This window comes from Nitrosococcus halophilus Nc 4 (assembly GCF_000024725.1).
Lineage (GTDB): Bacteria > Pseudomonadota > Gammaproteobacteria > Nitrosococcales > Nitrosococcaceae > Nitrosococcus > Nitrosococcus halophilus.
In genome coordinates, this window is the sequence record NC_013960.1 from 1,048,242 (window position 1) to 1,067,941 (window position 19,700).

Genomic DNA, 19,700 nt, shown 5'->3' on the forward strand with positions numbered 1-19,700 from the left:
TTAGGTAAAGCGCTGCAATATGGTACGTGAGCTACAATCCATCTCTTCGTTGCTTTTCGGCATCGCCATTGTGCTATTGGGATCAGGACTATTAGGCACCTTAGTCGGGGTACGAGCCAATCAGGAGCAATTCGGTCCGGCGATTATTGGCCTCATCCAATCCGCTTTTTTTCTGGGCTATGTGCTTGGCACCTTCTTTTGCCCCCCTTTGATCAAGCGAGTGGGGCATATCCGTGTTTTTGCCACCATGGCGGCCCTGGGCTCAGCAGCAGCGATGGGTTTTGCGCTATGGATTCATCCCCTCTGGTGGGCTATTTTGCGAATCATTTCGGGTATCTCCATAGTGGGCCTTTATATGGTTGTTGAAAGTTGGCTTAATGAGCAGTCTTCCCACCATCGTCGGGGTCGGGTGTTTGCTATCTATATGAGCATCACCCTGGTGGCTTTGGGGCTGAGTCAATTCCTCCTCTTAATAGAGGATAGTCAGGGTTTCATCCGCTTTGCCTTGGCCACAGTATTCATTTCCCTGGCGCTGATCCCGGTGGCATTGACTCAAATGGTGGAGCCAAAGCCGGTCCCCGCACCTCAATCAAACCTCAAAGCCCTTTATTCTGTCTCCCCCCTAGGGGTAGTAGGAGCCTTGGTTGCTGGTCTTGCCAGCAGTGCTTTCTGGGGGATGGGGGCCGTCTTCGCCCAAAGTATTGGGCTCTCAGTCTCTGGGACCTCGGCTTTCATGAGCGCAGTTATCTTTGGGGGCGCGCTGTTGTTATGGCCGGTAGGGCATTTATCAGATCGTTGGGATCGCCGCGATGTGCTCATCGTGGTCAGTTTGGCCAGTGCTGCGACTGCTTTTGGCGCTTTAATGGTTTTAGATGGTTCGGTCGTGGTGTTACTGCTGCTCGCTTTTCTTTACGGAGGCGTTTCTTTTCCAGTTTATGCACTGGCTGTAGCCCATTTAAATGATCACCTTAAACCGGGGGAAGTCCTGGAGGCGACCCGAAGCATCTTATTAGTCTATGGTGCCGGTTCTGCCCTAGGGCCGGTGGTTGCCGGCTTCTGTATAGCCACTTGGGGAGCGCCCTCTTTCCTAGAGTATTTGGCGGCAATTCTAGCTTTGCTTGGACTGTTTGGCCTTTACCGCACGCGGCGGAGTGCTCCTGTACCGGTTGAAGAACAGGGGGAGTTTGTCCCCATGGTACGAACTTCTCAAGCTGCCCTTGAAATGTATCCGGGAGCCGATTTAGAGCCAGAACTGGATTTGAAGCCAAGCGCTGGCTCTGAAGAGAAACCAAAAACTGGCTCCCCGTCGAATGCTTCTAGAACTGACTTAGACGCCTCCCTGTCCTATGAACAAAAGGGGAATAGCTCACTTTAGCGTTTGCCCAAAATAGGCACAGGCATGGGGGTTGAAGTTCAAGTGATGGGGGGCTCTTCGGGAAGGGGAAGACTGCTTTCTGGGCTATGTTCCAGTTGGAAGGCCTCCAAGGCCTCGGCAACTGTTTCAGGTTTTCCAAACCGGGCTAGGTGGTAGATGGCTTCGCCTTCGTGGACCAAGGGCAGGTTGGTGCGTCCCACTACAATTCCTGAAAAAGGGGCGATGACGGCTTCGGTCTTTTCCCCAAAGGGGTCGGCAACCATGGCCATGGTATCTCCTTTTTTGACATGGTTGCCCAGGGCGGTCAGTGAACGCAAAATTCCGCTCTGGGGCGCCCTAACCCAGCTTGAAGAACGGGCAACCACGGGCCCGGCCCGGGGTTTTTTCTTTCGGCGTGAGGGGAGCATTCCCAATTCTCGCATGACAGAGACAATCCCATTAACGCCGGCGCGGATAGCAAACTCGTTAAAGCGCAGCGCTTCCCCCGCTTCGTACAACAAGACCGGGATACCCTGGTCGGCCACTGCTTGGCGTAATGAGCCGTCCCGCAGATCGGAGTTGAGAATGACGGGGGAGCCAAAGGCCTGGGCTAACCGTTTGGTTTCCGGATCATCTACTAAGGCTCGGATCTGAGGCAAATTGTCCCGGTGAATCGCGGCGGTATGTAGATCAACCCCGTGAGTACAACGGGCGACGATTTCTTCCATAAACAGGTAGGCTAAGCGGGCTGCTAAGGAGCCGGTTTTAGAGCCTGGGAAGGAGCGATTCAGGTCCCGCCGATCGGGAAGATAGCGGGACTGATTGACAAAGCCGTAAACATTGACCACCGGCACGGTAAGCAAGGTTCCTCGAAGTCGCCGCAGGGCCGGAAGCCCCACTAACCGGCGGATGATTTCAATCCCGTTAATTTCATCCCCATGGATAGCGGCGCTGACAAACAATTTTGGCCCCGGGCGTTTCCCATTAATTACCTGGACTGGCATGGAGACGGCAGTATGGGTGTAGAGGTGGGGGACGGTGAGATCAAGGGTTGTCCGTTCCCCCGGACCTACCTTATGGGTTCCGATCTGAAATGTGTGGTTCATGGTTCAGCCTTTACCGCGGGTTCGGGTTCGGCCTCGAGTAGCATTTTTCTCAATAAATTCAATTATTTTTCCGGCAATGTCCTTGTCGGTTGCCGCTTCAATGCCTTCTAGGCCCGGGGAGGAGTTCACTTCCATGACTAAGGGGCCATGGTTCGAACGTAAGACGTCAACCCCAGCCACATTTAAACCCATGGTTTGGGCGGCGCGAATGGCCGTGGACCGCTCTTCTGGGGTGATGCGGACGAGGGTGGCGGTACCCCCCCGGTGGAGGTTTGAGCGAAATTCGCCTTCTGGAGCTTGTCGTTTCATTGCCGCCACGACTTTATCGCCAATGACAAAACAGCGGATATCAGAACCTGCAGCCTCTTTAATGAACTCTTGCACCAAAATGTGAGTTTTAAGCCCCATGAATGCTTCGATGACGCTTTGAGCCGCTTTTTTGTTATCGGCAAGCACCACCCCAATGCCTTGGGTGCCTTCCAGTAGCTTGATAACGACCGGCGCGCCCCCCACCATTTTCAGGAGATCATCGATATCGTCCGGGGCATGGGCGAACCCGGTCACTGGCAGTCCAATGCCCTTCCGTGCCAGAAGTTGCAATGAGCGTAACTTATCTCGGGAGCGGGTGATGGCCACGGATTCGCTTAAGGGATAGACCCCCATCATTTCGAATTGACGCAGTACGGCGGTGCCATAAAAGGTGACTGAGGCCCCTAGTCGGGGAATCACTGCATCAAAATCAGTTAAATCTTCACCCTTGTAGTGAATGGAGGGCCTGTGGGAGGCGATATTCATATAGCAGCGTAAAACATCCAGGACGCGGACCTCGTGTCCCCGCTCTTTCGCTGCTTCTATTAACCGTCGGGTTGAGTACAGTTTGGCGTTGCGGGAGAGGATCGCGATCTTCATGAGCGGTACTCCATTAGTTATCTTTGGGTTTTTTATGGCGATGGGGTTTTGGGGGATATTGGTGGGCCAGGGAAGGACCTGCGAGATAGGAAGCGCCTGGGGCTATTTTTGCCCTTCCTGCCACCAATGCAGTGCGTCCCAACAGCATGCGGAACTGCATGGTATCACGATTGGTCAGCGTGATTTCAATGGGCCATTGTTGATCTCCGATTTGAACGGGCGTTTGGATAACGTAGCGCTTTTCCCGGTGTCCTCCAGAATCTGCCACCACCCGTTCGTCAACGATTTCAGCGACACAGATGAGTTCCACATCGACTCGGCCCTGCAGGGGATGCAGTCCAAAGCGGACTTTAGTTTGGCGGCCTTCTTGGAAGGGCTCTAGCCAAAAGGCGTGTAAAGCCGAAGTACGCGCACCCGTATCAATCTTTGCTTTTATGCCAGGGACTCCTAGTTCTGGTAGCCTCACCCACTCCCGCCATCCGAGTACAAGATCTTCTCTGTCTGGTTCTTGTTTTATGCTCATCAGCTTTCCTGAATATTAAAAGACCTAGACAACTTTCTGGCTGCAAGAAAAACCTAAAAACTTTAAGAATATATAAAACCTACCTGCAAATGCACCCACAACCCAGAGGGGAAAAGACTGTTTTTGTGTCTCTTTAAATTTATTCCAATCCATTCGGTGTAGCCATAAATTCGATTACACTTATTAGTATCATTAGTATTAGGCGTTATTCTAAACATGTTACTGAGGGAGCAATGAACCCAGACCTTGGTAAAGATACGACAGGGACCGCCACTGGGCTATCGGGTTTGACTACCGGGTCTCCTAGTTCTCGTACTCTCGACTCTCTCAGCCATATTGTGCGGGAAGTGAGCCTTGCCGCCAGCCTTGAAGAGGTGTTGCAGGTCATCGTGGTGCAAACCCGTAAGGTGATGGCGGTAGACGTGTGCTCTGTGTACCTTACAGAGAGTGATGGTAGTCATGTTCTCATGGCCACCCAAGGGTTGCACCCCGAAGCAGTGGGACTGGTGCGGCTTATTTCCAGGGAAGGATTGGTGGGGTTGGTTGCGGAGCGAGCTGAACCCGTGAATCTGGAAAACGCCGCTGCCCACCCTCGTTTTAAGTTTATTCCTGGTTCAGGTGAAGAACCCTTCCGGGCCTTTTTAGGCGTACCCGTGCTCCACCAACGGGAGTTGTTGGGGGTGTTGGTAGTGCAACAGCAAGCGGCGCGCCAATTCACTGAAGCTGATGTGTCTTTTTTATTTACTCTCGCTGCCCAACTAGGTGGCGTCATCGCCCATGCTAGGGCTAGTGGCGTTTTGCAAAAGCCAAAAGGCGGCCGGAATGGGGATGCCTCTGAGCGATACCTTACGGGTATCGCCGGGGCTCCAGGTGTGGCCCTAGGCAAAGGGGTGGTCATTTATTCTGCAGCCGATCTAGATACGGTGCCGGAACGCCAGGCAGTTGATGCCGGGGAAGAAGAGAGGGTCTTTCGATTAGCCGTAGCCCATGTTTCTCGGGAGATGCAGTCTTTAGGAAATCATCTGGAGCGGTCATTGGCGAATGAATACCGGGCTTTGTTTAAAGCCTATGCCATGCTTGCGGGAAGCCACAGCCTAGTGGAGGCCACAGTAGAACGCATCCGTGCCGGTGAATGGGCGCCAAGCGCCTTAAGTGCTGTCATCAAAGAGCAAGCTAAACGTCTTGAGACCATGGAAGATCCTTACTTGCGGGAGCGGGCCAATGACCTGCGGGAGATCGGCCGGCGTATTTTGGCCTATTTGCAGAATGCAGCGCCTGTCAATCTGGAATACCCGGAAGATACCATCTTGGTAGGTGAAAACTTAACCGCCATGGATCTTGCCGAAGTGCCCATTAAGCGCCTCGTGGGAGTACTCTCAGCCCATGGATCGGGTTTCTCCCATGTGGCAATTCTAGCCCACGCCATGGGTATCCCCGCCATCATGGGTATCAGCACGGGAAATCTCGGTCAACTTGACCAGCGAGAGCTGATACTGGACGGATACCAAGGCCGGGTATATCTGGAACCAAGTGCTCCAGTACGTCGGGAATTTGCCCGCCTTGCCCGGGAAGAACGCCAGTTCACGGAAGATCTTAAGTGTTTGCGAGAATTGCCCGCCAAAACACCAGACGGTTTTCAAGTTCATTTATATGCCAATATCGGTCTACTGGCAGATACGGAGCCTTCTCTTGCTGCTGGTGCCGAAGGGGTGGGACTCTACCGGACTGAGTTGCCATTTATGGTGAGAGACCGGTTCCCTACTGAAGAAGAACAATATGCCATGTACCGGCAACTTCTCCAAGCTTTTGCCCCTTCTCCGGTAGTCTTGCGAGTCCTCGATGTGGGAGGGGATAAATTCTTGCCCTATTTTTCGATCCGGGAAGCCAACCCATTTCTCGGGTGGCGGGGAATCCGGGTTGTGTTGGATCACCCCGAAATCTTTTTAACTCAAGTGCGAGCAGCCCTCCGCGCCGCTGAAGGGTTAAATAACCTGAGTCTGTTGTTGCCTATGATTAGTAGTGTCTCTGAGGTGGAGGAGGCTACGCGCCTAGTGCGGCAAGCTTATGAAGAACTGGAGAATGAAGGCATTGAGGTCGCTTGGCCGTGTATGGGGGCTATGATTGAGGTTCCTGCGGCGGTCTATCAGGTGGAAGCCTTGGCACGGCGGGTGGATTTCCTCTCTGTGGGGACTAATGACTTGGCTCAATATTTGATGGCGGTGGATCGCAGCAATGAACGGGTCGCGGGATTGTATAACTCTCTCCATCCCGCGGTTTTAGCAGCCATCCTCAAGATAGTTGAAGCAGGGCGCCGACAGCACAAGCCGGTCAGCGTCTGTGGCGAAATGGCGGGTGAGCCTACGGCAACCATACTGCTGCTGGGTATGGGGGTAGATAATCTCAGCGTTACTGCGGGTGATTTACCTCGAGTCAAATGGGTCATCAGAAACTTTAGCCAGCAGCACGCTAAAGAATTGCTGAACCGTGCATTGCAGGAAGAAAAACCAGAACCCATTTACCAGATGTTATGCCAGGCCCTTGATGCTGCTGGGCTGGGGGGACTCATCCGGGTAGGAAAATAAGGCTATCCGGGTATCCTTAGTTCACTATACAAATATAAGGTCTTTTTTTCGGCTGTGTTCAATTTTTTCGCCTATAGGGTGAGCCAGCCTGAGCCGAATTGCTGGATAGGGGATTGATCGGGCTGACGGCCGCTTCCCCGTGCTTCTTTGATTGGGGTTTTTTCTGGGATCACATAGTTGGCGTTTGGGAGCTGATCGACTTGGCGCAAAGCAGCTTGAGCTGCGGCATGGAGGGTTCCATCTGCATTCTTTTCTAAGGCCTGGAAATTTTGTTCAATGGCTCGGCTGGCCAAATCAAAGAAATGTTCAACCATTGCCCTTTGAAGACCGATGTGCTCGCTTTTCATTCCTAATCGAAGATTTCGCTCCAGATGAGACAGGCTGCAACTCATGGCGTAGAGCCAGATGGCAATCCAACTTAGCCGCCCCTGGAGCAGTTGCCGGGTGATAAGCTTTTCCCGGTGTTGGTGGAACATGCGTTTGATTTGATGGGAGAGCTGCTGGGTATAGTTTTCCAGCTTCTTTTTCAGTGGCGCTAGGGAGGGGTGAAGGCGGGTGATCCTAGGTCTTGGTTTTTTTACTCCCAGGAAAAGCTCGGCGCTTAACTGCAGCGCCTGGCCCAAATGCTTCAGAGGGTTTTCTGCAATTTTTAAGAGGGATTCGCCAAGTTGTTTCGAACCATAGCCAAAGATAAAACTTAGCATCACCTCGTTGGCTCCCTCGACAATGAGGTTGATCCGGCTGTCTCGCCACAGGCGTTCAATTTCATTCTCGGTCATATAGCTTTCGCCTCCCATGATTTGGAGGGCTTCATCGATGACCCGGTAACCCATTTCCGAGCAAAAGACCTTGCAAATTCCCGTCTCTAGCATGATGTCCTCATCATGGCGATCTAACATGCCGGTCGTCATGTAGAGCATGGCCTCCATGGCATAACAATAGGCCGCCATGGCAGCGATTTTGGCTTGGATCTGCTCAAATTCCGCCAGAGGGCAGCCAAACTGATAGCGGTATTGAGCCCACTTTACCGCCTGCTCGTAAGCCATGGTGGCTGATCCCACCATTCCGGCCGCAAGCGTGCAGCGACCATAGTCCAGGCAGGTAAGGGCAACTTTGAGCCCTTTTCCTTCCTGGTGGAGGAGGTTTTCTTTGGGAACCTTTACATCGCGGAAGCGGATTCTGGCCTGCCAAGTTCCCCGAATGCCGCATTTGCTGCGGTTGCGGGAGTAGATATCGATGCCTTCCATATCCGGGGTGCAGATAAGGGCGGTGACATGGTCTTTTTCTTTTCCGCTCTGTGGGTCCTGGATCTTTTGTTTGGCCAGGACAGTAAAGAGACCCGATAAGGCAGCGGAGGAGGCCCATTTTTTCTCGCCATTGAGAATATAAAACCGGCCATCCTCAGAAAGCTCGCAGCGGGTTTCTTGGCCACCCGCATCGGAGCCCACATTAGGCTCGGAAAGGCAAAAGGCGCTGAGATAGTCCTTGGCCATGGAGGGAAGGAAGCGTTTTTTTTGCGCTTCTGTTCCAAATAAGATAATGGCGCCGCAACCAATGGATTGGTGGGCGGAGACCATGACCGCGGTTGAACCGCAACGCCGCCCAATCCGGGAGAGCACCCGGTTATAGCTGGTAATCCCAAAGCCCCCCCCTCCATATTCCTTGGGGACAATCATCCCCATGATTCCCATGCTGAACAGACGCTTGACTACCCACTCGGGGATTTTTTGCTCCTGATCAATGGCGATAGCGGGGTGCTCGTTTTCCAGGTACTGGTCCAGCTCGGCCAGGAGCTGATCGCAACGGGTGGTTTCTTCTGGGTTGACTTGGGGGAATGGAAAAACCAGCTCCTCCCGGAAATGACCCCAAAAGAGGTTTTTCACGAATCCCATGGTTTCAGGCTCAGGCCCTAGCATTTCCTGGGTTGCTTCGATTTGTTGGCGATCGGCCTTGGAAAGGCCCTTTAGGCGTCCCAGTGAATCTTTGGCCATTGCTCTTCTCCTGGATAAGTACCTATGAATAAAATATGAGGTGTTTTAGGAGCGAGCCGGTGGTGTTCCGCAAACCCGTTTTTCCTCCCTGAAAAAAGGGTTGGTGGGGACTTCACTGTCCCCTGGCTCCACGCCACCGGCTCGCTCCAGGAATACTTCAAAACTTTTGCTGAGATACTTAGGGGTACACGATCTCTGTCTTAATTCAGACTTCAGCAGTGGCAAGAGGTTTTCCCCATAACGCAATAGCCGAAATTTACCTATAAGCTTGGAGATATCTAGGCCTGCTTTGAGCCGCAGCGATATCAGCCTGCAAATGCCTCTTGGGCTTCTGCTATCAGCTCTTGTCGCTGGTCAGAATAGCGGGGTGAGAAGTTGATGGGGATGAGTTGTTTGACTCTCGCCTCCCGGGCAATCCAGCCAGCCTGTCGGGCAGTAAGGTGATATTTTTCTGCCGCCATCTCTGCATCTTGGTGGAGAAAAGTGGTCTCGATGAATAGGAAATGAGAGTCATGAATCAATTCCACCACCTTTTTGAGGTTGCTCTCCGAATAGCCTATGTCAACGATATAACTGATTTTTTGCCCGGGCGTAATATGTAAAACTCGTTGTTTCAACAGGCCAAGAGGCAGGAATTTTGGGTGCTCTTCTTTATTTTTCTGCTTCCAAATCCTTATGGGGGTTTCATTAGGCTGTCCGGTTAAGATAGCCTGCTTTAAATCCCGCAGCCAGGGGCCTACAGGTAGCCCCATCTCTTGCAGACGATTCTTCCATATGTTGATATGCTGGCTCTCTTCGACTGCAAAGCCTAAGCAGGGAATGCCATGGTCTAGGATCTTGGTGCGTACCCTAAAGTTAGGTTCGTCCACCAGGATGCCCGCGGGAAGATGGGGATCTTCTTGGTGCTCTTGGGCAAAGGCCCGGTGGCAGCGAAAAATTGACTGCCGACCGCTTTCCTCAGAGTGTAGCTCGGTGACGATAAGGTCTAGGTTATTCTCATAGTTATGGACTAGGTTCCAGCTGTAGGCCCCCAGTTTATGTTTTAGATGGTCGATAAAACCAGGAGGTCCGAATAGCCGCAACCGCTTCTCTCTCCCCAGAACCAACCGTAATAACCAGTCAAAATCTGCAAAGTGGTCCATATGGGTGTGGGAAACGAAGATATCACTAATGCGGAGAATCTTTCGTGCAGGAAGGGCCCGGATATCTCCTAGGTCAAACAACAGGGCCCGTTTCTCAAAGAGAAAGTCCAGGTAGAGGACGGGATCATCAAAGGGATCATTGACGACCAAGGGTTGTAGTAGAGGTTTCATTACCTATTGACGCTAGGTCTGTTGCAGCCCCGGTCAAGAAAGGAAAGAAGAAGGCTAGAATAAGCAGTGGTTAGAGGGTTGGGTAAGCTTTTTCCGCGTGGGTTCGCTCGTGTCTGGCTTGACAATCAAGGCATCGTTTTGCTGCTGGATTAGCTTGAAGGCGCTGATAATCTATGTCGGCGCCGCAATCGGTACAGGTGCCATAACTGCCCATGGGAAAGCGCATCAGCGCATGCTCAATATCCCGAATTTCCTCAATGTGAAGATCAATTATGGCAAGGTCGATATCTACGAGGAGATCAGCCAGAGAGGCCTCTTCTGGATCATGCACTTTTCCGGCAAGTTCAATGTAGTGTTCATTATCACTTTCCCGAAGTTCCTGCCGTACCTGTTCCCGCAATTCATCAAACCGCTGTTGTAGCTTTTGCTTAAATTCACTGCGTTGTTTATTTGAAAGGCTCTGTGCCATGGTTGCTCCCGTAAAAAAACTAGCTCTATCAAATAATTATATCGCTTCTAATCGCTACTAACCCTTATATCTATTAAACAGTAAAGTGTAGTTATGAGTAAGTGTCAATAAGCTTCCTACAAAATTGCAAAAGGGTTGGGGTAAGCCCTAAGGCAGTCCATAAATATACCCTTACCTTGGGCGCTTCCTCCTCGGACAGCAGTCCGAGGTTTCCGCGCTTGTGCCAAAGGGACAAATTCCGACCCTTTAGTGTAGCTATCTAAATCTTAGTGTCCGTGCTCTGGCTGATGCCCATGCTCTTTATGTGTGTTATGTTCATGATCTTGTTCCGAAGTATTAGGCTCGGAATGTCCATGATCATGCTCATGTTGGTGCTGATCTTCTGCCTTCATGCCTTTTTCCGAGGTGGCAGTGAGGGTGGGTAAAAAGCGTAATAATGCCCAAATCTCCTTATCAGTCAGAATACCGTTGAAGGAGGGCATAGTTGATCCCGGGATGCCGTGTTTGATGACCCAGAAAACTTCTCCTTCGCTATGATGTAACCAGGTAGGATGTGCTTGGAAGTTGCGCGGAGGAGGATCTAGGTCGGCAGCCAGGGGTCCATCTCCAGCGCCTGTTTGCCCATGGCAATTGGCGCACCCGCCTTTACCTTCATAAATTTTCTTGCCCTTTGCTATGGCATCGGGCGATTTAGGTAAAGGATTTTCCAGAGCACGGATTTCCTCGACTTTATCGGCGGGGAGGTTTCCGAGGAGATTCCTGTGGGCATCATGTTGATGTTGCTGTTCTGCAAAAAGGGGGAGGGCAGTAGAAGAGGCAATCACCGTTGAGATTAGCAAGAGGTGTTTTGGTTTCAGCACAATTAGGATCTCCTAATTACAAAGCTACAATGAGCAAAAAAGTAACTTGAGTGAGCTTATCCCTAATTTGGAATCAAGTAAAATTAATTCATGTACGAGAGAGTGGATATACCCACCAGCCTCATAGAATGGAATATTTGGGCATCTACATTTAATTGATGCCTATCTTACTGATGGTAAGGCAAATACGGCTTGACGGTCAATTCTGGGGTAGGGCTTTAAGAGGAGATCAAGGGTTTGAGAAAAATGGCGCTCCCAAGGGGAATCGAACCCCTGTTACCGCCTTGAGAGGGCGGCGTCCTAACCGCTAGACGATGGGAGCAAGTGCCAGGAATAAAAAACTGATATTATACATATCCTCGCAGGCTGCTCAAGCAGATGTTGAATTCAGGTGGGCAGGCACCTATGCATAAAATACCTATATTTCAAAGTGTGCTGATAGTGTAGGGTGGGGGAAGATATTTGGGAAGGTGGAAAAGAGGGGATTAAATGCCCTTTCCCCTACCAGGTGTCTAGGAGAGACTAATTTATTTTAACTTTTAACTTGAAAATAATAAACGAGCTATAGCTATTGATTCGCCTATAATTATTCCTCGCTCTGAGCATGTAATCTCGCGCGCCAATATCAGCGAGCCTGCTCTCAATGTGTTATATCGTTTGAAAAAAGCGGGTTTTAGCGCCTATTTGGTTGGAGGTTGCGTGCGTGATCTGTTACTTGGCCATGAGCCCAAGGATTTCGACGTAACCACAGATGCTAGGCCAGAGCAAATTCGAGATCTATTCCGCAGTTGCCGGTTGGTTGGACGCCGGTTTCGCTTAGCCCATGTTCGCTTTGGACGGGATATTATTGAGGTGGCTACTTTTCGCGGCCCTCCAGGGAAAGGGTTGAGCGAGAATGGGCGTATCGTGAGCGATAATGTTTACGGAACCCTGGAACAGGATGCCTGGCGGCGGGATTTCTCGGTTAACGCTTTATATTACAATATCAGGGATTTCTCCGTGGTGGATTACACGGGGGGTATGGAAGATCTTAAAGCCGGCCGATTGCGCTTGATCGGCGATCCGGTGACCCGTTACCGGGAAGATCCGGTGCGGATGTTACGTGCAGTTCGATTTGCCGCCAAGTTGGGGTTTACTTTCCATCCTGAGAGCGAGAAGCCCATTTGGGATCTTGCCCCTTCTCTGCAAGAGATACCTTCGGCAAGGTTATTTGAAGAAGTGTTGAAACTGTTTCTTGGGGGGTGTGCGGTACAGACTTTCGAGTTACTTCGCCATTTTCATCTGTTCCAATGGTTATTTCCACAAACTGAGGCTTGTTTAGCCGAAGAGGAAAAAGGTTTTCCTCGAACTTTCTTGGTTCAGGCCCTGAGCAACACGGATACTCGAATTGAAGAGGGTAAGCCGGTGACACCCGCATTTTTATTTGCGGCTTTACTATGGGAACCTACTCGAAAGCTTACCGAACGCTACCAGCAAGAAGGCATTCCGGGAGCTCAAGCGATGCGCAAAGCTGCAGAAGTCGTGTTAGCCAATCAGGCCGTCCATGTGGCCTTGCCCCGGCGGTTTTCGTTGCCCATGCGTGAGATCTGGTATTTGCAGCCCCGCTTTGCTTATCGCCGGGGTAAGCGACCCTTGCGCCTACTGCAACACCCACGCTTTCGAGCTGCCTATGATTTCCTCTTGTTGCGGGCCCAGTCGGGTGAAGAGCTGGAAGAGCTTTGTCAATGGTGGACTAAAATTCAGGAGATGGGAGAAAAGGAACGTTTACGCTATGTTAAGATTGTGACAAAGTCCCGCCATCGCCGGAAGCCGAGGAAGCGTGTGGGTAAGTCTGCGACCCCAACGGAGGCTTAAGGATCATGGTTCGAGCTTATATTGGGTTAGGAAGCAATCTTAACCAGCCTCAGGAGCAAGTTTGTCAAGCCCTGGCTGAGCTCGCTGCTCTGCCCCAAACCCGCCGTGTAGCCCATTCTAAGCTCTACCGAAGCGCTCCGATGGGGCCTCAAGATCAACCGGATTATATTAATGCAGTTGCGGTCCTGGACACGGGGCTGGGACCTTTTGACTTGCTAGCTAAGCTGCAAGCTATTGAGCAGAGCCATCATCGAGTCCGCAAGCGCCACTGGGGTGAGCGCACTTTGGATCTCGATTTGCTCTTGTACGGTGACTTAGAGATTGCGACGGAGAAGTTGACCATACCCCATTCCCAATTGCATGAGCGGGCCTTTGTGCTCTATCCCTTAGCAGAAGTCGCCCCCCAGGTGGTGGTCCCTGGGCGAGGAAGGGTGGTTGATCTTGCCCAGTGCTGTTCCCCTCAGGGCTTACAACGGTTATGAGCCGCTTGACTTTAACTAAATTACGGAAAATGAAACAGCAGGGCGAGAAGATCGCCATGCTGACGGCCTATGATGCCAGCTTTGCTGCCTTGCTGGAAACTGCCGGAGTGGAGGCATTGCTCGTAGGTGATTCCTTAGGCATGGTCGTCCAGGGACAAGAGAGTACATTACCGGTCACTATGGATGACATGGTTTATCATTGCCGGAACGTCGTGCGAGGAAGCCACCGTGCTTTTGTTCTGGCAGATATGCCTTTTATGAGCTATGCCACTCCCACTCAGGCGGTTGATAACGCTGCCCGACTGATGCGCGAAGGGGGGGCGCAAATGGTAAAACTCGAAGGAGGAAGCCTGCTGCGCAAGACTGTGGAGCAACTCACTACACGGGGTATTCCCGTCTGCGCTCACCTAGGACTGTTGCCCCAATCGGTGCACCGGATTGGGGGTTATCGCGTACAGGGCCGGGAAGAGAGTTCGGCACAACAGATTCACGAAGATGCTGTGATTTTGCAGCAGGCGGGGGCAGATATGTTGATTTTGGAATGCGTCCCAGCTCGCCTTGGCAACGAAATCACCCAGGCATTAGAGATTCCCGTCATTAGTTGTGGTGCTGGCCCTGACTGCGATGGCCAAGTATTGGTACTTTATGACCTGTTGGGCATTAGCCCTGGTAAGCCCCCAAGCTTTAGCCGGAATTTTCTTGATGGGGCAGATAGCATTCCAAATGCGATTCAGGCCTATGTCAGTGCGGTAAAAAAGGGCCAGTTCCCTACTCTTGAGCTGAGTTACTAATGCAAACCTTACGAACTATTGCCGCAGTGCGCAGTGCTGTAGAATGCTGGCGGACTTCCCGGGAGCGGGTAGCCTTGGTGCCTACCATGGGTAATCTTCACGCAGGCCATTTGGCTCTGGTTGCACGGGCCGCTCAATTGGCGGATCGGGTCGTTGTCAGCATCTTCGTTAACCCTCTCCAATTCAATGATCAGGACGATTATGCTCGTTATCCCCGGACCTTTGAAAAAGATCAGCAATGGTTAGCCGAGCATGGAGTTGCGGTGCTCTTTGCCCCTTTGCTGGAAGATATTTATCCGCAGCAGTTGGAAAACGTCACACGGGTCGAGGTACCCGGACTTTCAGATATTTTGGAAGGCGCTTCCCGGTTAGGACATTTCCGGGGGGTGACTACTGTGGTGACCGCATTATTTAATATTGTACAGCCTCATGTGGCGGTATTTGGAGAAAAAGATTATCAGCAACTGCTTATTATCCGGCGCATGGTTGCCGATCTTGCTATGCCTGTAGATATTGAGGGCGTGGCTACGGTGCGGGATAAAGATGGTTTAGCATTAAGCTCCCGTAATAACTATCTTACGGAGGAGGAGCGGGCAAGGGCCCCCGCCCTCTTTGGCGCCCTCGGTAACACTGCGGAAGCAGTGAAGGGGGGACGGTGCGATTTTTCAACTTTAGAGGAAGAAGGCTGCCAAACATTGGCGAGTGAGGGGTTTCGCCCTGATTATTTTTGTATCCGAAGGGCAGAGGATCTCGCTGAGCCAATAGGGAGTGAAGAAAGCCTGGTTATTCTTGCTGCTGCCTACCTAGGAAAGGCTCGTCTTATCGATAACGTGCCTGTTCGGTTGAAGTGAATTGGCTAAGACGTATAATTATAGAAGATATATTGGGCTTTTTATCGTTAGAAGGATTGTTAATTCATGTACTTGACTCTACTCAAGTCCAAGTTACATCGCGCTTGCGTGACCCATGCCGAGTTAGAGTACGAGGGCTCTTGTGCTATTGATAGCGCTTTGCTAGAGACCTCGGGTATTCACGAGTATGAACAGATTCATATCTATAATCTGAATAATGGGGAACGCTTTGTCACTTATGCAATCCGGGCTGAGGGCGATTCCGGTATTATTTCAGTAAACGGCGCTGCGGCCCATAAGGCTTGTCCCGGCGATCGGCTTATTATCTGTGCCTATACGATGCTTGATCGCTCTGAAATGAGTTCATTTAAACCACTCTTAGTTTACCTGGACGATCAAAATCGTATCACTCATACTCGGAATACTATTCCAGTTCAAGCAGCTTGAGCCGTTATTTTTGGTTCTGACACTCTTCTTGAAGCTTCTGCCCTGGATAGAAAATTATCGTTTTTATGCGCTCGTATCTATTTAGGGTCATGAGAGATGCAGCAGGGGGCCGTGATGGTGGCTTGCGTTCGATGCCTCATTGATGGTCGGGTTCAAGGAGTATGGTTTCGTGCTTCTACCCGGGAAAGAGCAATGGAGTTAGGGGTGCGGGGATGGGTGCGTAATCTTCCTGATGGTAGAGTTGAGGCTCTTTTGCAGGGAGAAGCTGAAGCAGTTGAAGCGCTTAAGCAATGGCTGTGGCAGGGACCGGCCTTAGCAGAGGTGGTTGATATCCAATGCGAAACGGTAGCGGTTTCTGAGATTCAAACGTTTGAGGTGCGCTAGGCAGCTAGCATACCATAACGGTTATCCATCTTTGCTGACTGTCTCATTTTACCCAATAGCGCGTAAAGCATCGCCCAATCGGGGGGTGATATAAGCGCAAGCCGCGAAGCGGCTTTACAGAATGCGCTGATCTTTGTAAAATACAAATATGACGAAGAGGGCGTACCAGGAACGATTCTATCCCACAGCTGAACAAGCCGAACTGCTGGCTCGTTCGTTCGGCTGTGCGCGTTTTGTTTGGAACAACACACTCAAGCATCGTACCGATGCGTTCTATCAGAACGGCGAAGTCATTCCCCATTGGGCGCTGGAAAAAAGGCTTGTCCAACTCAAGCAGGACTTTTCTTGGCTGAATGAGGTTTCCAGCGTTATTTTCCAGCAGTTGCTGCGCGATCAGCAGCAGGCTTTCAAGCACTTCTGGGAGAAGCGAGCGGGGTATCCGCGTTTCAAATCCAAGCATCGGGGCCAGTCAATCCGACTGACCAAAGCCGCGTTCCGGTTCAAGGACGGCCAACTGTTCATTGCCAAGTCGAGCGAACCGCTGAATATCCACTGGAGCTTCAAGGACGGTCTGCCGTCAGAGCCCTCCGCTATCACGATTTCTAAGGACGCAGCGGGACGCTATTTTGTGTCCATGCTGTGTGAATTCGAGTCCGAACCGATGCCGGTGGTCAACAAGACGGTCGGCATCGATCTGGGTCTGAAAGACTTGTTCGTCACTAGCGACGGATTCAAATCCGGCAATCCCAAGTACATCAAGCAGTACGAAGCGAAGCTGGCCTATCTGCAGCGTAAGCTGGCGAAGAAGCGCAAAGGTTCCCGTAACCGCAACAAACTGCGGCTGAAGGTGGCCCGTGTGCACACCAAAATAGCTGACTGCCGTAGGGACGCCACCCACAAGGCGACCCGCACACTGATCAACGAAAACCAAGTCGTGTGCGTTGAATCTCTGGCGGTGAAGAACATGATCAAACACCCCCGGCTTGCCAAGCCCATAGCCGATGCCAATTGGGGAGAGTTTGTCCGTCAACTGAAGTACAAGGCGCAGGGGGTAGGGCGAACCGTAGTCGAGATCGACCGCGGGTTTCCCAACTCCAAGCGTTGCCCCACCCCAGGGTGCGGACATATCAACGAAACGCTGCCGCTGGAGGTGCGTGAATGGCGCTGTCCCTCGTGCGGGAGTGTCCATGACCGCGACATCGCAGCGGCGATCAATATCAAAACCGCCGGGCTGGCGGGGTTAGCCTCTGGAGCGACTGGAACGGGGGCGACAACAGGCGTTGTCGCCTAGGGAAGGCGTGTTGAACGAGGAAAGTTCTTGGAGTGATCCAACAACCCTCGCCCGACAGGGCGGGGAGAAGTCAGTACCCAGTGATCTTCATCATCGCTTCCGCAGGGAGCTGGTTCGCTAGCACCCTGGTCCTGAGACCATAATTAATAGCAATTAAGTGGGCGGCTTCCAGCACGTGGAATTCTGAAGCTAGTCTGTTGGCAACTTGCTCTTGCCCCAATCTCCACGAATCCCTTTGCAAGGCATTAAGCTGTCGCAAGAAAATAAATTTTCTTGACATTTCTTTTAAGGGAAGATATAAATATCTTAAAGATGTATTTGATATACATATTTATCAATAAACATACATATTAAATACATCTTTTTATTTATCTATAAAGATGTAAATAAAATATATTTTATAAAGGATAAGTCACCACAATGGGATTTCAGATCGATAAATTTTTTGCCTCGGTTTTCTATGGGCCATTGTGAGGCGGGCACGATTTAGGTGATTGTGACGTAAGCAAAAGAGGAGATAATCAGATGAAATTTTTCAACACTTGGCAAAGTAATACCCCCCAGCCTAAATACCGCTTTTTGGCTTGGTTTGCCTTATTTTTTTTAGGGGTACTCCTGTCTCCCCAACAAATTCTAGCGAAAGATTGGGAGTTTGATTTTCCCATTGGCGAAATGGGTACGTTTTCTTCCGAGGAGCAGATTCAGGGACCACTTATCCATGTTGATGAAGGCGATGATCTCGTTGTTCATGTAAAGAACAATACGCCTTTTAAACATACCATTCGTTGGCATGGTGTCTATCAAATGGATAGCTGGCACAACGATGGTATGTCTGAAATGAAAAAAAGACTCTTGTCTATACAAAAGGCTGTCGAAGCAGGTGAGAGTTTTACCTATCGCTGGAAAGCAGAGAAAACGGGTACCTTTTGGTACCACTATCATATCAATGTCAACGAGCACGACGGAGTGCAAGGCGTGGCGGTGGGTTCTAAAGGGGCCATGGAACACGAAAGCCCTATGGCACAGGAAGGCGCATGATATTTTGGAGGAAAAGGCAACTTATTCTATGGCTCAAATTTTTGATAATAGCAAAAAGTACTTAACGCTTAGACAGGAAGTTTGAGGTATTTTTGAAGTAAGTCAGAGGCACAAAGACAGGTGACAAGGATGTCCCTGCAAGCCTTATTAATGGGAGTAGATACCCTAGCCGAGCATAAAGATATTTAGTCTCGGGGGTAATAACAAAAGAATAAATTGGTATAACCAAAAAGATGTATTTTAAATAAATTTTTTAAGGGTAAATGGTCTGAGCGGAATGTCAGCCCGGAGGTGCTTTACCTCAGTATTGGGGCCGTTGCTCGGCTGATCCTTAATGAATAAAGGAGGAAGGATTGCATGAGTTTTCTTGAAGTATGGCAGAAGAATGCTCGACAACCCAGACGTCAATTTCGAGACACGGTTGCATTAATCCTGTTAGGGGCGTTCTTGCCTGTTCACCAACTTTGGGCGGAAGAGCGAGAGTTTGAGATCACCATTGATGAGGTGAGTATGAAGGTAGCGCCTAGCCTGGACTATCAGGTATTTGCTTTTAACGGTCAAGTTCCAGGGCCGCTTATCCATGTCAAGGAGGGGGATGACGTCATTGTTCATGTAATGAATAACACCTCTCTCAAACATACCATTCATTGGCACGGCATCTATCAAATAAATAATTGGCGTAATGATGGTGTGCCGGAGGTAACCCAGAATGCTATCGAGGCGGGGGAAACTTTTACCTATCGCTGGAAAGCAGAAAAGACCGGCACGCTTTGGTATCACTGCCACGTTAATGTCAATGAACACGTGGGAATTCGCGGTATGTGGGGCCCCATTGTGGTAGACCCTAAAGAGCCGGCTGAACTAGAAAAACAAGTGACCAAAGAAATGATCATGATGCTAAGTGCTTGGGAAAATAAGCATGCGGATAAATTCGGAGAAGGCGGTGGTCCTCTCGATCGACCCAACTTCTTTTCTATTAATGGTCGATCCTATCCCCTAACGCAGCCGTTGCGAGTCAAAAAGGGTGATGTCGTGCGGGTCCGTTTTATCGGTGCCGGCAGTGAGCTGCATTCAATGCATATCCATGGCCATGACTTGTTAGTTACACACAAAGATGGCACGCCTTTACCTTATCCCTATTATGTGGACACTCTTCTGCTAGGTCCGGGCGAACGCTACGACGCCATTATAGAAATGGATAATCCAGGGCGGTTCATCTTTCATGATCATATTGATCACCACACCACTAATAACGGGAAGTTCCCCGGCGGCCCTATGACCATTATCGAATACGAAGGAATTCCAGCAGATGATTGGTATGTCTGGCAAGACAAACAATATGACCCAAACTTTTTCTACGGCGAGTCCATGCAAAAGCCTTATGGCATGCATAACCATGAAGGTTTTAGAGGTAAATCGCTATTGCGCGAGCGCCGGCACAGGAGGAGGTAATAA

General features: G+C 50.7%; 18 protein-coding genes and 1 tRNA gene. 11 read left to right on the top strand and 8 right to left on the bottom strand.

Going from position 1 to position 19,700, the window contains the following annotated elements; all coding sequences use genetic code 11:
* Positions 1-19 precede the first annotated feature (19 nt).
* Positions 20-1,375, top strand: a complete 1,356-nt coding sequence (locus tag NHAL_RS05215) for an MFS transporter (protein WP_013032125.1) — start codon at positions 20-22, stop codon at positions 1,373-1,375.
* A 38-nt stretch (positions 1,376-1,413) separates the two neighbouring features.
* Here NHAL_RS05215 and NHAL_RS05220 read toward each other — a convergent pair whose 3' ends face one another.
* The 3 genes from NHAL_RS05220 to NHAL_RS05230 are packed head-to-tail and all read right to left on the bottom strand — an operon-like array spanning position 1,414 to position 3,892.
* Positions 1,414-2,460 (bottom strand): succinylglutamate desuccinylase/aspartoacylase family protein, encoded by a 1,047-nt coding sequence (locus tag NHAL_RS05220; protein ID WP_013032126.1) that lies wholly within the window; start codon positions 2,458-2,460, stop codon positions 1,414-1,416.
* A 3-nt stretch (positions 2,461-2,463) separates the two neighbouring features.
* Entirely contained in the window at positions 2,464-3,369 is a 906-nt protein-coding gene (gene rimK / locus NHAL_RS05225; RefSeq protein ID WP_013032127.1) for a 30S ribosomal protein S6--L-glutamate ligase, read from the bottom strand.
* A gap of 13 nt (positions 3,370-3,382) precedes the next feature.
* Positions 3,383-3,892, bottom strand: a complete 510-nt coding sequence (locus NHAL_RS05230; RefSeq protein ID WP_013032128.1) for an ATP-dependent zinc protease family protein — start codon at positions 3,890-3,892, stop codon at positions 3,383-3,385.
* 233 nt (positions 3,893-4,125) lie between these two features.
* Between NHAL_RS05230 and ptsP the strand changes: the two genes are divergently transcribed.
* The gene (gene ptsP / locus NHAL_RS05235; protein WP_013032129.1) at positions 4,126-6,474 is read left to right on the top strand and encodes a phosphoenolpyruvate--protein phosphotransferase; all 2,349 of its coding nucleotides are present in this window, start codon (positions 4,126-4,128) and stop codon (positions 6,472-6,474) included.
* Between the two features lie 71 nt (positions 6,475-6,545).
* Here ptsP and NHAL_RS05240 read toward each other — a convergent pair whose 3' ends face one another.
* The 5 genes from NHAL_RS05240 to NHAL_RS05260 form a co-directional block, all read right to left on the bottom strand.
* Positions 6,546-8,465, bottom strand: coding sequence for an acyl-CoA dehydrogenase family protein (locus NHAL_RS05240; RefSeq protein WP_013032130.1), 1,920 nt, complete (start codon positions 8,463-8,465; stop codon positions 6,546-6,548).
* 305 nt (positions 8,466-8,770) lie between these two features.
* Positions 8,771-9,778, bottom strand: coding sequence for a ribonuclease Z (locus NHAL_RS05245; protein ID WP_013032131.1), 1,008 nt, complete (start codon positions 9,776-9,778; stop codon positions 8,771-8,773).
* A gap of 70 nt (positions 9,779-9,848) precedes the next feature.
* Positions 9,849-10,247, bottom strand: a complete 399-nt coding sequence (locus tag NHAL_RS05250) for a TraR/DksA family transcriptional regulator (protein ID WP_013032132.1) — start codon at positions 10,245-10,247, stop codon at positions 9,849-9,851.
* A gap of 266 nt (positions 10,248-10,513) precedes the next feature.
* Positions 10,514-11,107 carry a c-type cytochrome gene (locus NHAL_RS05255; protein WP_013032133.1) on the bottom strand — a complete coding sequence of 198 codons (594 nt, stop codon included), beginning with the start codon at positions 11,105-11,107 and terminating at the stop codon, positions 10,514-10,516.
* A 247-nt stretch (positions 11,108-11,354) separates the two neighbouring features.
* Positions 11,355-11,429 (bottom strand) — tRNA-Glu (locus tag NHAL_RS05260).
* Positions 11,430-11,692: 263 nt separating this feature from the next.
* Between NHAL_RS05260 and pcnB the strand changes: the two genes are divergently transcribed.
* The 9 genes from pcnB (at position 11,693) to NHAL_RS05310 (ending at position 19,697) form a co-directional block, all read left to right on the top strand.
* Positions 11,693-12,961: a polynucleotide adenylyltransferase PcnB gene (gene pcnB, locus NHAL_RS05265; RefSeq protein ID WP_238985498.1), complete on the top strand. Its 1,269-nt coding sequence runs from the start codon at positions 11,693-11,695 to the stop codon at positions 12,959-12,961.
* Positions 12,962-12,966: 5 nt separating this feature from the next.
* Positions 12,967-13,443: a 2-amino-4-hydroxy-6-hydroxymethyldihydropteridine diphosphokinase gene (gene folK, locus NHAL_RS05270; protein WP_013032135.1), complete on the top strand. Its 477-nt coding sequence runs from the start codon at positions 12,967-12,969 to the stop codon at positions 13,441-13,443.
* Positions 13,440-14,234 (top strand): 3-methyl-2-oxobutanoate hydroxymethyltransferase, encoded by a 795-nt coding sequence (gene panB, locus NHAL_RS05275; protein WP_013032136.1) that lies wholly within the window; start codon positions 13,440-13,442, stop codon positions 14,232-14,234. The genes folK and panB overlap by 4 nt, the downstream gene beginning before the upstream one ends.
* Positions 14,234-15,085, top strand: a complete 852-nt coding sequence (gene panC, locus NHAL_RS05280) for a pantoate--beta-alanine ligase (RefSeq protein WP_013032137.1) — start codon at positions 14,234-14,236, stop codon at positions 15,083-15,085. Before panB ends, panC begins: the two co-directional genes overlap by 1 nt.
* Positions 15,086-15,151: 66 nt before the next feature.
* Positions 15,152-15,532 carry an aspartate 1-decarboxylase gene (gene panD, locus NHAL_RS05285; RefSeq protein WP_013032138.1) on the top strand — a complete coding sequence of 127 codons (381 nt, stop codon included), beginning with the start codon at positions 15,152-15,154 and terminating at the stop codon, positions 15,530-15,532.
* 96 nt (positions 15,533-15,628) lie between these two features.
* A complete protein-coding gene (locus NHAL_RS05290; protein WP_013032139.1) occupies positions 15,629-15,916 on the top strand; it encodes an acylphosphatase in 288 nt (95 codons plus the stop codon).
* 148 nt (positions 15,917-16,064) lie between these two features.
* Entirely contained in the window at positions 16,065-17,207 is a 1,143-nt protein-coding gene (locus NHAL_RS05295) for an RNA-guided endonuclease InsQ/TnpB family protein (RefSeq protein ID WP_013032140.1), read from the top strand.
* Between the two features lie 525 nt (positions 17,208-17,732).
* Complete coding sequence (locus NHAL_RS05305) at positions 17,733-18,245, top strand: multicopper oxidase domain-containing protein (RefSeq protein WP_013032142.1); 513 nt, start codon at positions 17,733-17,735, stop codon at positions 18,243-18,245.
* A 357-nt stretch (positions 18,246-18,602) separates the two neighbouring features.
* A complete protein-coding gene (locus NHAL_RS05310) occupies positions 18,603-19,697 on the top strand; it encodes a multicopper oxidase domain-containing protein (protein ID WP_013032143.1) in 1,095 nt (364 codons plus the stop codon).
* The last annotated feature ends 3 nt before the right edge of the window (positions 19,698-19,700 follow it).

Coding starts and splice junctions, on each gene's coding strand:
- NHAL_RS05305 (WP_013032142.1), top strand. CDS start 17,733: ATGAAATTTTTCAACACTTGGCAAAGTAATACCCCCCAGCCTAAATAC.
- NHAL_RS05240 (WP_013032130.1), bottom strand. CDS start 8,465: ATGGCCAAAGATTCACTGGGACGCCTAAAGGGCCTTTCCAAGGCCGAT.
- panC (WP_013032137.1), top strand. CDS start 14,234: ATGCAAACCTTACGAACTATTGCCGCAGTGCGCAGTGCTGTAGAATGC.
- NHAL_RS05310 (WP_013032143.1), top strand. CDS start 18,603: ATGAGTTTTCTTGAAGTATGGCAGAAGAATGCTCGACAACCCAGACGT.
- NHAL_RS05290 (WP_013032139.1), top strand. CDS start 15,629: ATGCAGCAGGGGGCCGTGATGGTGGCTTGCGTTCGATGCCTCATTGAT.
- NHAL_RS05245 (WP_013032131.1), bottom strand. CDS start 9,778: ATGAAACCTCTACTACAACCCTTGGTCGTCAATGATCCCTTTGATGAT.
- NHAL_RS05295 (WP_013032140.1), top strand. CDS start 16,065: ATGACGAAGAGGGCGTACCAGGAACGATTCTATCCCACAGCTGAACAA.
- panD (WP_013032138.1), top strand. CDS start 15,152: ATGTACTTGACTCTACTCAAGTCCAAGTTACATCGCGCTTGCGTGACC.
- ptsP (WP_013032129.1), top strand. CDS start 4,126: ATGAACCCAGACCTTGGTAAAGATACGACAGGGACCGCCACTGGGCTA.
- folK (WP_013032135.1), top strand. CDS start 12,967: ATGGTTCGAGCTTATATTGGGTTAGGAAGCAATCTTAACCAGCCTCAG.
- rimK (WP_013032127.1), bottom strand. CDS start 3,369: ATGAAGATCGCGATCCTCTCCCGCAACGCCAAACTGTACTCAACCCGA.
- NHAL_RS05230 (WP_013032128.1), bottom strand. CDS start 3,892: ATGAGCATAAAACAAGAACCAGACAGAGAAGATCTTGTACTCGGATGG.
- NHAL_RS05250 (WP_013032132.1), bottom strand. CDS start 10,247: ATGGCACAGAGCCTTTCAAATAAACAACGCAGTGAATTTAAGCAAAAG.
- NHAL_RS05220 (WP_013032126.1), bottom strand. CDS start 2,460: ATGAACCACACATTTCAGATCGGAACCCATAAGGTAGGTCCGGGGGAA.
- panB (WP_013032136.1), top strand. CDS start 13,440: ATGAGCCGCTTGACTTTAACTAAATTACGGAAAATGAAACAGCAGGGC.
- NHAL_RS05215 (WP_013032125.1), top strand. CDS start 20: ATGGTACGTGAGCTACAATCCATCTCTTCGTTGCTTTTCGGCATCGCC.